Below are 13,589 nucleotides of genomic sequence, written 5' to 3'. Positions count from 1 at the left end.
GAACTCGTTTGCGTGGCGGCGGCTACGGCGCTGGCGGCTACGGCGCTGGCGGCTAGGGCGCCGGGATGTCCAACCCCAGATCGAGCACCGTGACACTGTGCGTGAGCGCGCCGACGGCCAGGTAGTCGACACCGGTGCGCGCGTAGTCGTTGGCCTGCTCGAGGCTCAGCCCGCCGGAGCTCTCCAGCTTGGTCTCCGGGGAGCGGGTGTTGCGTCGCTGCACCGCGATCTGGGTTTCCCACGGCTCGAAGTTGTCGAGCAGGACGAGTTGCGGCCCGAGGGCGAGTACCTCGTCGAACTGGGCGAGCGAGTCGACCTCCACCTCGACCGGCAGCTCCGGGGCGGCCTTACGCACGGCTTCGAGTGCGGCACTGACCGAGCCGGCCGCGGCGACGTGGTTGTCCTTGATCAGCGCGGCGTCGCCGAGACCCATCCGATGGTTGACCCCGCCACCCGCACGCACCGCGTACTTCTGCAGATACCGCATGCCGGGCAACGTCTTTCGCGAGTCCCGGATCTGGGCGCCGGTGCCGTCGACGGCATCGACCCACGCCGCGGTGGCGGTGGCGATCCCGGACAGGTGGCACAGCAGGTTCAGCGCGGTGCGTTCGGCGGTGAGCAGCTTCGCGGTTGGTGCGTGGACGGCGAGCACGACATCGCCGGGGGCGATGCGGGTGCCGTCATCGACGACCGAGGTGACCTCATAGTCGCCCTCCCCGATCACCGCGTCGAACACCGCGAGCGCGACGGGCAGTCCGGCGATGACACCGTGGGCGCGGCTGACGATGGCGGCATCGACGGTCGCGTCGGCGGGCACCGTGGCCGCGGTGGTGACGTCGGGACCGTAGCGCAGGTCCTCGTCGAGGGCCGTGCGGATGAGCGCCCGGACCTCGTCGGTGATGGCGAGGTCCAGAGCACCGCCCGCGGCTACCTGCCCGACGAAGGTGTCACTCACCCGAACCCGGATTCCCGATGGCGATCATCCGCTCGACGCTCTTGCGGGCACGCTCGGCGACGTCGTCGGCGACGAACACCTCGTCGCGGCCCTCACGCAGCGACCGCAGCAGCGCGGCCGGGGTGATCATCTTCATGTACGGGCAGGATGCGCGGTCGTTGACGGCCTGGAAATCGACGCCCGGCGCGGCCTTGCGCAGCTGGTGCAGCATGCCGATCTCGGTCGCGACGAGTACCTGCTTCGCGCCGGTCTCCCGCGCAGCGTCGAGCATGCCGCCGGTCGACAGGATCTTGACGCGGTCCTCGGGCACCGCACCCTCGCCGGCGAGGTAGAGCGCCGAGGTGGCGCACCCGCACTCGGGGTGGATGAACAGGTCGGCGTCCGGGTGCGACTTTGCCTGCGCGGTCAGTTCGTCACCGTTGATGCCCGCGTGGACGTGGCATTCGCCCGCCCAGATGTGGATGTTGTCGCGGCCGGTCTCGCGCTTGACGTGCGCGCCGAGGAACTGGTCCGGCAGGAACAGCACTTCGCGGTCGGGATCGATGGAAGCGACCACGTCCACGGCATTCGACGACGTGCAGCAGATGTCGGTCAGGCCCTTGACCTCGGCGGTCGTGTTCACGTAGGAGACGACGACGGCGTCGGGGAACTCGGCTTTCCACTCGCGCAGTTCATCGGCGGTGATGGAGTCGGCGAGCGAGCAACCGGCGCGCTCGTCCGGGATGAGTACTCGCTTCTTCGGGCTGAGGATCTTGGCGGTCTCGGCCATGAAGTGGACGCCGCAGAAGATGATCTCGTCGGACTCGACCTCCGCGGCGATCCGCGACAGGGCCAGCGAGTCGCCGACGTGGTCGGCGACGTCCTGGATGGCCGGGAGCTGGTAGTTGTGCGCGAGCAGGGTCGCGTTGCGGGCGCGGGCGAGTCGCCGCACCTCATCGGCCCATTCCTGGGTCGGTTCCACGCCGGTGTAGCCGCCGGGACCGTCGGTCCAGACCGCGTCGATGAGGCCCGGGTCGCTGACGGCCGGACGGTCGCTGGTGATGCTCATCTGCCACTCCTGTGTACGGGTTGCTCGCGGCGCGGGCTGTGCCGGCGAGACAGGTTTTCGACTCATGATCGAAAACGCTGTCCATCGTAACACCGCTCACAGTTGCGTCATTCCCTCGACCGATTCGAGTAGTCCACTACGCGTTCGCTCGCGGCCGCGGATTCCTAGCGTCAATGGTGTCCGAACCATTCGTGGCCTCGCGGCCGCCGACGCAGATAGCGAGCATGAGATGACCATCTCTCCCTCCGACATGAGTTACCCGTCCGCCGCGTCTGCTGCGGCGACCCGGCACCAGGCGTACGTCCGTCCGCAGCACGCCGGCCCGACCTCGCTCGAGGCGCGCCGTCAGGCCGCTCTGGCCCACCTTGCGGGTCGGCGGATGCCGCTGCCGCCACACGATCGGACCGCGCCGCGGTTCACCGTCGTGCGGCCGGACGATCCCGCGCCCTACGTGCCCGCACCCGGGCCGATGTCGCCGGATCCGTCGGCCGCGCCGACGGCCCCGCTCCCCCGCCCCGATCTCACCCGCCGCGAGATCGAGGTTCTTCGGGCGTGGCTGTTGCTGGACTCGAAAGAGCTTGTGACACAGGAGCTCCACATCGCAATGGGTACGGTGAACACCCACCTCACCCGCATCCGGGCGAAGTATGCCGCGGTGGGGCGTCGCGCCCGGACCAAGGCGTCACTCGCGGCGCGGGCCATTCAGGATGAGCTGTTGTCGCTCGATGAGCTCTGAGTTGCGCCAACAATAGGGAGATGACCCGGCGCGACGAACTGGATCTCCTGGCCGATGCGGACGAGCGCGCTCGACGCTGGACCGCGGGCATCGGGAGTCCGGAGCGAGCGGTGTTTCCCTCCGGGTCGGCATTGGCGGATCTGGCGCGCCTCGACGAGCCTTTGACCGCCGCCGGCCATGCGCCCGGGGAGACCCTCGCGTTGCTCGACGAGATCGGCGGAGCCGGCGTAGTCGCGTCCAACGATCCGCGGTACTTCGGGTTCGTCGTCGGATCGACGTTGCCGGTGGCCGCCGCGGCCGAACGCCTGGTGCTGGCGTGGGATCAGTGCGCCACCGCCTTCGACAACTCGCCGGCCGCGCATCTCCTGGAGAAGCAGGCCGGTCGGTTGGCGGTGGAGGTATTGGATCTGCCGCGGTCGTCGGCCGTCGGGTTCACCACCAGCTCGGGCAGTGGCGCGGTGGTCGCGCTGACCGCCGCGCGGCGGGCGCTACTGGCGCGTCAAGGTTGGGATGTGGATCGTCGCGGGTTGACCGACGCGCCGCGCCTCCGAGTGGTGATCTCCGAACTGGCGCATGTGGCGATCGTCCGAGCGGTGCGGGTCCTCGGGTTCGGTCTGGACCACATCGAACGTGTCCCGGTGGACGAGCACGGACGTGTCCGCGCCGACGCCGTCCCCGCGCTGGACGACCGCACGATCCTCATCCTGCAGGCCGGCGAGGTGAACACCGGCGAGTTCGATCCCTTCGCCGACATCCTCCCGGCCGCTCGCGCGGCCGGCGCGTGGGTGCATATCGATGGCGCCTTCGGGCTGTGGGCGCGCGCATCGGGCACCCACCGCCACCTCACCGACGGAATCGAACTGGCCGACAGCTGGACCACCGACGGCCATAAATGGCTGAACACACCGTACGACGCCGCCATGCTGATCGTCCGTGACGCACAAGCACTCTCGTCGACGATGAACTCCGACACCGCATACCTGTCCGGCGACGACTACGCGCAGAAGAACCTGACGCTCGAACTGTCGCGGCGAGCGCGGGGCGTCGGGGTGTGGGCGGCACTGCGGACGCTGGGGTCCGACGGCGTCGAGGAACTCGTCGACCGATGCGTATCGTTAGCGCAGTATGCGGCGGACGGATTGCGCGCCAACGGTTTCACCGTCCTCAACCGGTGCGTGCTGAATCAGGTGCTGGCGCGGGCGGATACCCCGGAGCTGACGCCGGCGGTGCGCGATCGCGCGATCGCCTCCGGGCAGACGTGGTTCGGGCCATCGATGTGGCAGGGACAACCCGCGTTTCGGATCTCGGTGTCGTCGTGGCGGACTCGGCGGGAGCACGTCGATGCGTTGGTCAAGTTGTTGGGTGAGTGTCGAGTGCTCTGACCGACCAATCCTGTCGGTGGTCGCTGATATGTTCGAGTCATGCCAGAAACTTCGACGCTTCTTCTCGACCAACTCCGTGAGGATGAGCAGCACACCGCGCTCGAACTCATCGAGATCCTGCACCACTGCGCGGCGGTCTGTGCGTCGGCGGACTTCCGAATGTTGCAGGCGGCCAGCCTGATCCACGACGAACGTGAGGAGGACTATCTCGCTGCGATCGCTGCCGACGCCGAAACCGGTCAGAGCAGTCCGGCACAGGTGCGCGCCACTGCGCTGCGTGGTCGGGCCGGTGAGGATCCGCGCGGTAGGTACGGACCCAACGGGCTGGAAGCGGCGATCGCCGAAGTGGGCGCGGCGCTGACGGTTCCGCCCGCCCGGGCGCGGGAACTGGTCATCGCCGGCAGTGTGTTGCGGTACCAGCTGCCACTGACCGGCGGCATGCTCGCGTGCGGGCGGATCGATCTGGCGCGGTTCCTCATGATCGTCAAGCGCACTGTGCTGGTCGACCCCGAGAACATGCCGCTGCTCGACATGCTCCTCTGCGGCGAGATCGAAGACCGCGAACCGATGTCGATGACCCGGTTCAAGACCATGGTCGACAAGACCATCCTCGAAGTGGACCCGACGGCCACCCGCAAACGCCGCGAGATCGTCAACAAGGATCGCTCGATCAACATCCGCCCCGACCGGCACACGCCCGGTCAGTCCCGGATGTCGGCGACCCTCCCTGCGGAGAAGGCAGCGGCGGTCCATGCCCGCCTCGACGCGATGGCCGCCGACGTGCACCCCGGCGATCCGCGTACCGCCGAGCAACGACGGCTCGACGCCATCGTCGCACTCGCCGAAGGGTACTCAATGCTGGCCTGCGCCTGTGAGGAGTGCGTCAACGCCGTCGCTCCCGACGAAACTGCTGCACCCGAGCACCAGGTGCCAGACGACAACGCGGCCGAGGAACGCACCGACACCGCGGTAGTCCCTGAGCAGACCCCGCGCCCGACCTTCCACATCGTGGTCAACCTCTCGACTCTGCTCGGCCACGACGACGATCCGGCATACCTCGACGGGCACGGGGTGATCGACGCGGAGACGGCCCGCTCGCTGCTGACCGGGGCACGCCGTTCCTTCATCCACACCGATCACAAGGAAGCAGCGCGTGCTGCGCTGCGCTACACACCCAGTCGCAAACTGGCCGAACTGATCCGCTGCGGAGAACTGTGCTGCACCTTCCCCGGCTGCAACAATCCGGCCTGGCACGCCGATCTGGACCACACGGTGCCCCATGGCAAGCGCGGCGGACGCACAGAACGCCGGAACATCAAGCCGCTGTGCAGGTTCCACCACCGGCTGAAAACCTTCGGCGTCGGCTGGCGCGACTATCAGGACGAGCTCGGCACGGTGTTCTTCGAGTCGCCGACCGGCCACATGTACCTCGGTAACGCGTTCACCGGCGGCGACCTGTTCACCAGCCTGCGGCCGCCACCCGCGAGTCCGGACAACGTGGCCCGGCAGCGGGTCGAGGAGATCCGAGCCCGCCGCGCCGGAACGATCACCCGCGCCGACGACCGCGCCGAAGCCCAGTGGAACTCCGACAACCCGCCGCCGTTCTGACGGGTGCGCCGTCGCGAACACGCGCCGCGCCACCCATACAATCAACGCCATGTCCACGCCCCCGCCCGCCGCACACCCCGAGTCCGCGGCAATCGATGGGGCGCGCTCCGACGTGCGCGTAGAGGTCCTGACCGCTGTCTTTCAGGTCCGGGAGGTCGGCGACGACTCGGCACCGTCGTTGTGCGTGCTGCTCGGTGGCGGGCACGACGATGCGTGGCACCTACCCGGCGGTGACGTGCTGTCCGATGAAACGTTGGAGAGCAGCGGTCGCCGACTGTTGGCGGAGAAACTCGACGTCGACAAGCTTGCCCATCTCGAGCAACTCTCGGTGTTCTCTGCGCCGCATCGGGTGCCGGGTGCACGCACCATCGCGTCGACCTATCTCGGGTTGGTGCCCACTGACGTGACGAGCACGCTGCCCGACACGGCGGCCTGGCATGCGGTCGACCGACTACCACCGTTGCGCTACGACCACGGCGACATCATCGCCAAGGCGCGACAGCGGTTGGCGGCCAAGCTCTCCTACACGAACATCGCGTTCGCGTTGGCGCCGGCGCGGTTCCCGATGTCGGAGCTCTCGGAGATCTATTGCGCTGCTCTGGGTTACGCGGTGGACACCACCAACCTGCTGCGCATCCTGAGTCGCCGCGCGGTGGTGGTCTCCACCGGCACGGTCGGTAAGACCGGGAAGTCGGGGGGACGGCCACCTGCGCTGTACGCGTTCGCCGAGTCACACCTGCGTGTCACCGACGAGTTCGCGACGCTGCGACCCCCGATGATGTAGTCATCACCGTGCCGTGAGGATCTCCGCGTCACTTTCTGTGATGGCGATGGTGTGTTCGCTGTGCGCGGTGCGTGAACCGTCGGCGGATCGGATGGTCCAGCCGTCGGGGTCGTAGGTGATCGCCGCGGTGTGCATCGCCAGCCACGGTTCGAGTGCGAGGGTCAGACCCGGGCGCAGGCGCATGCCGTGTCCCGCGCGGCCGGCGTTGGGCACGTGCGGGTCCTCGTGCATGGTGCGGCCGAGGCCGTGCCCGCCGAACTGAGTGTTCACTGCGTATCCGCGAGCCACACAGACCTTGCCGATCGCCGCAGAGATGTCGCCAAGGCGATTTCCCGAGCGCGCCGCGTCGATGCCCGCGGCCAACGCTTCCCGCGTGGTGTCGACCATCAGTTGGTCCTCGAACCGCGGGGTGCCGGCGAAAACCGTGCGTGCCGAATCGGCCACCCAACCGTCGATCGAGACGGCGATGTCCATGCTCAGCACGTCGCCGTCGGCGAGCACATAGTCGTGTGGGAGTCCATGGAGGACAGCATCATTGACCGACAGGCAGATCACATTCCGGAAGGGCCCGCGACCGAAGGACGGCGCGTAGTCCCAGTAGCACGATTGCGCACCACGACGTTGGATCAGCTCGCGGGCCCGCATCTCCAGGTCCAGTACGTTCACGCCCGGTTGCACTCGCGCTTCCAGGTCGTCGAGGAGTTCGGCGATGAATCGCCCCGTCACCCGCATCGCGGCAACCTCGGTCGACGACTTCAGTTCGATCACAGCACTCCATCCGGTTGGTATTTAAATACCACCATAACGGAAGAGTCCGGTATTTTCATACCGCGGCGGCTATGCTGGCGCCATGGTGCGCAATCCACTCACCCCGGAGCAATTGGCTGCGGGCCGTCGGCTCGGAACCCTGCTGCGCGAGCACCGCGGCGACCGCGCCCTGGCCGAGGTCGCCGAGGGCGCGGGCATCTCGCCGGAGACGTTGCGCAAGATCGAAACCGGACGGCTGGCGACGCCGTCGTTCGCGACGGTCGCGGCGTTGGGTCGGGTGCTCGGTATCCCGTTGGATGAGCTCGCGGATGTCGTCGTCGAGCAGCGGGCCGGTGCCGGGGTGGGGTGAGCTGGGTCAGGGAGCTGAAGACCCAACCAACTGAGGGTCCGGGGTCCCGGGCAGATCCCCGACGCCGAGGTCGGGGTGCCGTGATGACAGTGCGCAGGTCAGGTAGACCAACGTCGCAGCCATCGGTGCGCAGATCAGCAGCACGATCTCGCTGCCGAATCCGCTGACTGATCCGTCGAGCCAGAGGTCCGGGACCACCTGGAAGCTGCTGCCGACGGGCATCGAGTGGGGATCGCCGAAACGCCAGTGCGCCACCTGGGTTCCGATCACCATCGCGAGGATCGATCCGATGAACGAGGCCACCGCGATCGCGAGAAACTCCCACGGCCCGCGCCACTCGCGCCCGCGCACCCAGCCGATGGCTGCCGCGATCACGCCGACGACCAGCATGATTCCCGCGAAGACCGCGACGCCGGCGAACTCTTGGTCGAACTGGGTCGCGGGGATGATCGCGGAGTTGTCGCCGACCACGCGGCCACTCATGGCGGGCGTGACGAACGCCCACACCACGCCGCCGACGATGCCGACGAGCAGCACCGCGGCGACGATCTCGGCGAGACGACTGATCGTCGGCGTCTTCACCGCTGCGCCAGCTCGGTCGAGTCGACCGTGTCGTGTCGGGAGCAGCGGGCGCTCCAGCCGTCCGGGCGCACCTGGACGACCATCCGTCGACCGCACTGACCGCAGAACCGCGGCGGCTCGAGTCCCATCCGGGCCGCGGTGGGCACCGCATCGGGTGACTGCAACTCCAGCTCGAGGCCGGTGTACACGCCAAACCGGCACGGCTGCGCCAGCGGGCCGGGGATCTCCGTCATCGACTTCATCACCATCGCAGGGTAACCGTCAGATGGAGTCGTTGAGGGCCTTGATGGGCATCGACAGATCGGACAGCAGATCCAGATCGTCCTCGGCCGGCCGGCCCAGCGTGGTCAAGTAGTTGCCGACGATGACCGCGTTGATGCCGCCGAGAATGCCCTGCTTGGCACCGAGGTCGCCGAGCGTGATCTCCCGACCGCCGGCGAAGCGCAGGATGGTGCGGGGCAGCGCGAGCCGGAACGCGGCGACCGACTTGAGCGCCTCGGATGCGGGCAGCACGTCGAGGTCACCGAAGGGTGTGCCGGGCCGCGGGTTGAGGAAGTTGAGCGGCACCTCGTCGGGTTCCAGGGTGGCCAGGTCGGCAGCGAATTCGGCTCGCTGCTCGAGGCTTTCGCCCATGCCGAGAATGCCGCCGCAGCAGACCTCCATGCCGGCTTCGCGAACCATGCGCAGGGTGTCCCAGCGCTCCTCCCACGTATGGGTGGTGACGACGTTCGGGAAGTGGCTGCGCGCGGTCTCGAGGTTGTGGTTGTAGCGGTGCACGCCCATGTCGCGAAGCTGGTCGACCTGCTCCTGGGTGAGCATGCCGAGGCTGCAGGCGATCTGGATGTCGACCTCGTTGCGGATGGCCTCGATGCCGGCGGCGACCTGGCTGAGCAGCCGCTTGTCGGGTCCGCGGACGGCCGCGACGATGCAGAACTCCGTGGCACCGGTCTTGGCGGTCTGCTTGGCGGCCTCCACCAGCGACGGGATGTCGATCCACGCGCTGCGCACCGGCGACGCGAAAAGGCCGGACTGCGAACAGAAGTGGCAGTCCTCCGGGCAGCCGCCGGTCTTGAGTGAGATGATGCCCTCGACCTCGACCTCCGGACCGCACCACTTCATCCGCACGTCGTGCGCGACCTGCAGCAGTTCGGTGAGCCGCTCGTCGGGCAGGCGCAGCACCTCGAGCACCTGCTCGCGACTGAGCGCCTCGCCCCGCTCGAGCACCTGGGTGCGAGCGACGTCGAGGATGTCGAGGGTGGTGGTGTTGCCGGGAGCGACGGGGGCCTGGGTCACGGGAATCTCCTTGTGGGGGCTGGGGTCTGGGCTGGGTGGATCAGGAAAGTGCTGTTGCTGTCGACGCGAAAGTGGTTGCTGTGGGCGCAGAAGTGGTTGCTGTGGGCGGGAAAGTGGCGAGCCAGGTGGGGGTGAACCAATCTGGGGCCTGGGATCTGAACGTCTCTGGGGAGAGACAGCCGGCGCCGGCGGGGATCGCGCCGACGATCGGCACGCCGGTGAGGCGTGGTAGGTCGGTGCGGTTGCAGGTCATCGCGAGATCCGGTTCGGCAGGCCAGGATCCGATGACGAGCCCGGCCGGGGTGAGGCCGCGGGCGCGGATCGCGTCGACGGTCAGTTCGGTGTGGTTGAGCGAGCCCAGTCCGGCGGGCACGACGACGATCACCTCGGCATCGACGGCGCCGGCGAGATCGAGGAGGGTGAGGTCGTCGGCGAGTCGGACCAGTACTCCCCCGGCGCCCTCGACGAACACCACGTCGTGCGCCGCAGCGAGATCCCGAACGGCGCCGACCGCGGCGGGCAGTGCCAGTGGCGCCATCCCCGCGCGGCGGGCGGCGGTGTCGGGTGCGAGGGGTTCGGGGTAGCGCACACATTCGGCGGTGGCGACCGGACCGGCGAGCGCCTCGATCACCGCGAGGTCGCCGGGCTCACCCGGGGCGACCCCCGTCTGCGCCGGTTTACACACGGCGGCAGCGAGGTTCGCGCTCGTGGCGGCTGCGACGAGGGCGGCGGTGACGATGGTCTTGCCGACATCGGTGGAGGTGCCGGTAACGGCCAAGACGCGGGCGGTCATCGTGCACCGACCTGACGCAGCGCGTCGTCGACGACACCGGCGACGTGATCGAGGGTGTCGACGTCGAGGTCGGCGCGCACGGTCAACCGCAGCCGCGAGGTGCCGGCCGGCACCGAGGGTGGGCGGAAGCACCCGACGAGGACACCGCGGTCGCGGCAGGCCGCCGCAGCGGCGACCGCGGGCTGCGGATCGCCGATCACGATCGAGATCACCGCAGCCGCCGGCACCGGCACTCCGCAGGTCGCGGCGAGATGAGTGGCATTGGCGCGCAGCCGGTCCGGCATCTGCGGGTCGTCGCGCAGCAGGGAAAGGGCGGCACGGGCCGCGCCGACGGCGGCCGGGTTGAGTCCGGTGTCGAAGATGAAGGTACGGGCCCGGTCGATCAGGTGAGAACGCAGCAGATCCGACCCCAGCACCACGCCGCCCTGTGCGCCAAGGGATTTCGACATCACCGTGGTGACGACGAGATCCGGCGCGCCGGAGAGCCCGAGTTCGGCGACCAACCCGCGCCCGCCGGGGCCGCGTACGCCGAGCGCGTGGGCCTCGTCGACGAGCATGGCCGCGCCGTGATTCCTTGCTGCCGAATAGAGTTCCGCGATCGGAGCGGGTTCACCGTCGATGCTGTACACCGAGTCGGTGACGACCAGCGCCCGTTCTTCGGTGCGCTGCGCGAGCGCCTCGGCGACGGCCGCGTGGTCACCGCGCTCGACCACGACGACCCGCGCCCGCGACAGCCGGCAACCATCGATCAACGAGGCGTGCGTGCCGGTGTCGCTGACGATGAGGTCGCCGCGCCCGACGAGCGCGGTGATGGCGCCGACATTGGCCAGGTAGCCGGAGGAAAAGGCCAGTGCGGCAGGAAATCCCAGGAAGTCGGCGATCTCGTGCTCGAAGTCGATGTGCAGGGCGGTGGTGCCGACGACCAGTCGGGACGCGGTCGATCCGGCTCCCCAGTCGTCGAGTGCGGCGTGCGCGCCGGCGACGACGGCCGGGTGCGTCGAGAGGCCGAGGTAGTCGTTCGACGCGAGGTTGATCATCGGCGAATCGGATTGCCGGACAACCGGAACGCGGTGCAACCCGGCGGCATCGCGGCGGGCGGCGTCGTCGTCGAGCCAGGACAGCGCGTCGTCGACCCGGATATCGGTGCCGCTGGGATGGAGCAGTGTCATCGGGATACTCCCGCCATCAGGTCGGCGGTCAGGCAGGCGTCGACCGCCGCCCGCACGCCGCCGACAATGGTCGCGATGTCGTCGTCGGTACACACCAACGGCGGCATCACGTAGATCAGATCCCGGAACGGCCGTAACCAGACACCCGCGGCGACGGCGGCGTCGGTGGCCGCGGCCATGTCGACCGGCCGGTCGAGTTGCACCACGCCGATGGCGCCACGCACGCGGACATCGGCGACGCCCGGCCGATTGGCCAATTCGAGCAGGCCCGAACGCAATTCGCGTTCGATGGCGGTGACCCGCGCGCGCCACGGGCTCTCGAGCAGCAGTTCGGTGGAGGCCACCGCGACCGCGCAGGCGAGCGGGTTGGCCATGAACGTCGGTCCATGAGCGAGTCCACCGGCCTCCCCGCGACTGATCACCTCGGCGATCTCGTCGGTGCACAGCGTCGCCGCGAGCGTGAGATATCCGCCGGTCAGCGCCTTGCCGACGCACATGATGTCGGGTGAGACGCCGGCGTGGTCGGCGGCGAACAGTTCCCCGGTGCGCCCGAAACCGGTGGCGATCTCGTCGAAGATGAGCAGCACACCGGCGTCGTCGCAGATCCGGCGCAGCTCGGTGAGGTAGCGCGGATCGTGGAACCGCATGCCGCCGGCTCCCTGCACGACCGGTTCGACGATGACCGCGGCCAGCCGGTCGCGATGCTCGCGGACCGACGTCTCGAGCACGTCTACGTAGTCGGCGCGGAATTCGCTCGGCGGCGCGGGCACGAAGACCTGCTCGGTCAGCACGTCGGTCCACATCGAGTGCATGCCGCCGTCGGGATCGCAAACGCTCATCGGGGTGAAGGTGTCGCCGTGGTAGCCGCCGCGCCACGTGAGCAGCCGGGTGCGCGAGGTCTCGCCGCGACTGCGCCAGTACTGCACCGCCATCTTGACGGCCACTTCGACCGACACCGATCCGGAGTCGGCGAAGAACACCTTCTGCAGCGGGTCCGGGGTGATCTCGACGAGAAGCTCGGCGAGCCGCGCGGCCGGTTCATGGGTCAGACCGCCGAACATCACGTGCGACATCGCGCCGGCCTGCGCGGTGAGCGCGGCGTCGAGGACCGGGTGCCGATACCCGTGGATGGCGGCCCACCACGAACTCATGCCGTCGACGAGCCGACGACCGTTGGCGAGTTCGAGTCGGACACCCTGCGCACCGCGGACGACAAGTGGGGTCGTCGATGCGGGGAAAGCGCCGTACGGATGCCAGACGTGCTCGGCATCGATCCGGCTGATGGTGTCCTCGTCCACGATGGGGCTGTCCTTCGATATCGGGGCGTTGGTCCCTGAACGCTGTACAGGTTCCTGAACACTGTACAGGCCCGTCCTGAACGCTGTACAGGACCGTGACGTGGACCACTCGCTTCCGCCGTTTACGCTGATCCCGTGAGCAACAGCCGAGCCGACGTGCTGGCCGCGGCCCGCGACATCCTCACCGAGCACAGCCTCGCCGACCTGTCGATGCGCCGCCTGGCCGCCGATCTCGGCGTGCGCCCCAACGCTCTGTACTGGCATTTTCCCAACAAGCAGACCCTCCTCGCGGCGCTGAGCGACGACATCCTGGACGAGATCGCCGCCGCCCCCGAGGCGCTGGACTGGGATGGGCAACTGGCGTTCCTGGCGACCGGGATGCGCGCGGCACTGCTCGGCGTCCCCGACAGTGCCGAAGTCGTGTCGTCGAGCTGGGCGAGCGGCCTCTCGTCGAAGTCCATCGCCGACGATCTTGCGGCCGCCGCCGCGCGCGGCGGACTGACCGAGCGGGACTCCCGCGCGGTGGCGACCGCGATCACCCAGCTCGTCGTCGGACTCACCATCGAGGAGCAGACTCGCGCCCAGATGGAACGCCTGTCGGTGACCGGGCCGTCCGGCCGCGACTTCACCGGAGAGTTCGCCGACGGACTCTCGGTGATCCTCGACGGTGCCCGACTGCGCGCTCTCACGACGGCGGAAAGTAAAGAAAAGTAAAGGTCAGCGGCGGTGTGTCGCCGGCACCGGAATCGTGGTTTCACAGGTTCGGCCGGTAGATTGCTTCCCGACAGGAAGCCGCAGAGCACACCGATCGAGACAGGAAGACC

At 68.7% G+C, this 13,589-nt stretch carries 15 protein-coding genes; 6 read left to right on the top strand and 9 right to left on the bottom strand.

The genetic code is table 11. The annotated features are described in order from the left end of the window. Window positions 1–52: 52 nt before the first annotated feature. Both nadC and nadA read right to left on the bottom strand, forming a co-directional pair. Window positions 53–955, bottom strand: coding sequence for a carboxylating nicotinate-nucleotide diphosphorylase (nadC, locus tag AAFP30_RS03935; protein ID WP_419228508.1), 903 nt, complete (start codon window positions 953–955; stop codon window positions 53–55). After that, window positions 948–2,003 carry a quinolinate synthase NadA gene (gene nadA, locus AAFP30_RS03930; protein ID WP_419228507.1) on the bottom strand — a complete coding sequence of 352 codons (1,056 nt, stop codon included), beginning with the start codon at window positions 2,001–2,003 and terminating at the stop codon, window positions 948–950. Before nadA ends, nadC begins: the two co-directional genes overlap by 8 nt. 229 nt (window positions 2,004–2,232) lie before the next feature. Between nadA and AAFP30_RS03925 the strand changes: the two genes are divergently transcribed. The 4 genes from AAFP30_RS03925 to AAFP30_RS03910 are packed head-to-tail and all read left to right on the top strand — an operon-like array spanning window position 2,233 to window position 6,513. Next, window positions 2,233–2,739 (top strand): LuxR C-terminal-related transcriptional regulator, encoded by a 507-nt coding sequence (locus tag AAFP30_RS03925; RefSeq protein WP_419228506.1) that lies wholly within the window; start codon window positions 2,233–2,235, stop codon window positions 2,737–2,739. 20 nt (window positions 2,740–2,759) lie between these two features. Beyond that, window positions 2,760–4,121, top strand: coding sequence for a pyridoxal phosphate-dependent decarboxylase family protein (locus tag AAFP30_RS03920; RefSeq protein WP_419228505.1), 1,362 nt, complete (start codon window positions 2,760–2,762; stop codon window positions 4,119–4,121). Between the two features lie 39 nt (window positions 4,122–4,160). Continuing rightward, complete coding sequence (locus tag AAFP30_RS03915) at window positions 4,161–5,729, top strand: DUF222 domain-containing protein (protein ID WP_419228504.1); 1,569 nt, start codon at window positions 4,161–4,163, stop codon at window positions 5,727–5,729. Window positions 5,730–5,778: 49 nt separating this feature from the next. Further along, complete coding sequence (locus AAFP30_RS03910) at window positions 5,779–6,513, top strand: NUDIX hydrolase (RefSeq protein WP_419228503.1); 735 nt, start codon at window positions 5,779–5,781, stop codon at window positions 6,511–6,513. Window positions 6,514–6,516: 3 nt separating this feature from the next. Here AAFP30_RS03910 and map read toward each other — a convergent pair whose 3' ends face one another. Then, complete coding sequence (gene map / locus AAFP30_RS03905; protein ID WP_419228502.1) at window positions 6,517–7,281, bottom strand: type I methionyl aminopeptidase; 765 nt, start codon at window positions 7,279–7,281, stop codon at window positions 6,517–6,519. 82 nt (window positions 7,282–7,363) lie between these two features. Here map and AAFP30_RS03900 point away from each other — a divergent pair, with 82 nt between their 5' ends. Continuing rightward, on the top strand, window positions 7,364–7,630 hold the full coding sequence (locus tag AAFP30_RS03900) for a helix-turn-helix transcriptional regulator (RefSeq protein ID WP_419228501.1): 267 nt from the start codon (window positions 7,364–7,366) through the stop codon (window positions 7,628–7,630). Between the two features lie 6 nt (window positions 7,631–7,636). Here the strand turns inward: AAFP30_RS03900 and AAFP30_RS03895 are convergent, their stop codons facing one another. Genes AAFP30_RS03895 through AAFP30_RS03870 form a run of 6 tightly spaced genes read right to left on the bottom strand, consistent with a single transcriptional unit; the run spans window position 7,637 to window position 12,765 of the window. Further along, window positions 7,637–8,212, bottom strand: a complete 576-nt coding sequence (locus AAFP30_RS03895) for a DUF2567 domain-containing protein (RefSeq protein WP_419228500.1) — start codon at window positions 8,210–8,212, stop codon at window positions 7,637–7,639. Next, entirely contained in the window at window positions 8,209–8,445 is a 237-nt protein-coding gene (locus AAFP30_RS03890; protein WP_419228670.1) for a hypothetical protein, read from the bottom strand. The genes AAFP30_RS03895 and AAFP30_RS03890 overlap by 4 nt, the downstream gene beginning before the upstream one ends. Window positions 8,446–8,473: 28 nt before the next feature. After that, window positions 8,474–9,505 (bottom strand): biotin synthase BioB, encoded by a 1,032-nt coding sequence (bioB, locus tag AAFP30_RS03885; RefSeq protein ID WP_419228499.1) that lies wholly within the window; start codon window positions 9,503–9,505, stop codon window positions 8,474–8,476. Window positions 9,506–9,545: 40 nt separating this feature from the next. Next, the gene (bioD, locus tag AAFP30_RS03880; protein ID WP_419228498.1) at window positions 9,546–10,298 is read right to left on the bottom strand and encodes a dethiobiotin synthase; all 753 of its coding nucleotides are present in this window, start codon (window positions 10,296–10,298) and stop codon (window positions 9,546–9,548) included. Then, window positions 10,295–11,467, bottom strand: coding sequence for an 8-amino-7-oxononanoate synthase (locus AAFP30_RS03875; RefSeq protein ID WP_419228497.1), 1,173 nt, complete (start codon window positions 11,465–11,467; stop codon window positions 10,295–10,297). Before AAFP30_RS03875 ends, bioD begins: the two co-directional genes overlap by 4 nt. Beyond that, window positions 11,464–12,765, bottom strand: coding sequence for an adenosylmethionine--8-amino-7-oxononanoate transaminase (locus AAFP30_RS03870; RefSeq protein WP_419228496.1), 1,302 nt, complete (start codon window positions 12,763–12,765; stop codon window positions 11,464–11,466). Before AAFP30_RS03870 ends, AAFP30_RS03875 begins: the two co-directional genes overlap by 4 nt. A gap of 135 nt (window positions 12,766–12,900) precedes the next feature. Between AAFP30_RS03870 and AAFP30_RS03865 the strand changes: the two genes are divergently transcribed. Next, window positions 12,901–13,479: a TetR/AcrR family transcriptional regulator gene (locus tag AAFP30_RS03865; protein WP_419228495.1), complete on the top strand. Its 579-nt coding sequence runs from the start codon at window positions 12,901–12,903 to the stop codon at window positions 13,477–13,479. Window positions 13,480–13,589 lie beyond the last annotated feature (110 nt).

Origin of the sequence: Gordonia sp. CPCC 205515, from assembly GCF_048537925.1 — a bacterium.
Taxonomy (GTDB): Bacteria; Actinomycetota; Actinomycetes; order Mycobacteriales; family Mycobacteriaceae; genus Gordonia.
This window is presented reverse-complemented; position numbering and strand designations above follow the sequence as displayed.

What these genes read in the sequence shown, in the direction of transcription:
- AAFP30_RS03900 (WP_419228501.1), top strand. Translation starts at nt 7,364, where the DNA reads ATGGTGCGCAATCCACTCACCCCGGAGCAATTGGCTGCGGGCCGTCGG.
- AAFP30_RS03890 (WP_419228670.1), bottom strand. Translation starts at nt 8,445, where the DNA reads ATGACGGAGATCCCCGGCCCGCTGGCGCAGCCGTGCCGGTTTGGCGTG.
- nadA (WP_419228507.1), bottom strand. Translation starts at nt 2,003, where the DNA reads ATGAGCATCACCAGCGACCGTCCGGCCGTCAGCGACCCGGGCCTCATC.
- AAFP30_RS03915 (WP_419228504.1), top strand. Translation starts at nt 4,161, where the DNA reads ATGCCAGAAACTTCGACGCTTCTTCTCGACCAACTCCGTGAGGATGAG.
- AAFP30_RS03875 (WP_419228497.1), bottom strand. Translation starts at nt 11,467, where the DNA reads ATGACACTGCTCCATCCCAGCGGCACCGATATCCGGGTCGACGACGCG.
- AAFP30_RS03910 (WP_419228503.1), top strand. Translation starts at nt 5,779, where the DNA reads ATGTCCACGCCCCCGCCCGCCGCACACCCCGAGTCCGCGGCAATCGAT.
- bioD (WP_419228498.1), bottom strand. Translation starts at nt 10,298, where the DNA reads ATGACCGCCCGCGTCTTGGCCGTTACCGGCACCTCCACCGATGTCGGC.
- AAFP30_RS03920 (WP_419228505.1), top strand. Translation starts at nt 2,760, where the DNA reads ATGACCCGGCGCGACGAACTGGATCTCCTGGCCGATGCGGACGAGCGC.
- AAFP30_RS03925 (WP_419228506.1), top strand. Translation starts at nt 2,233, where the DNA reads ATGACCATCTCTCCCTCCGACATGAGTTACCCGTCCGCCGCGTCTGCT.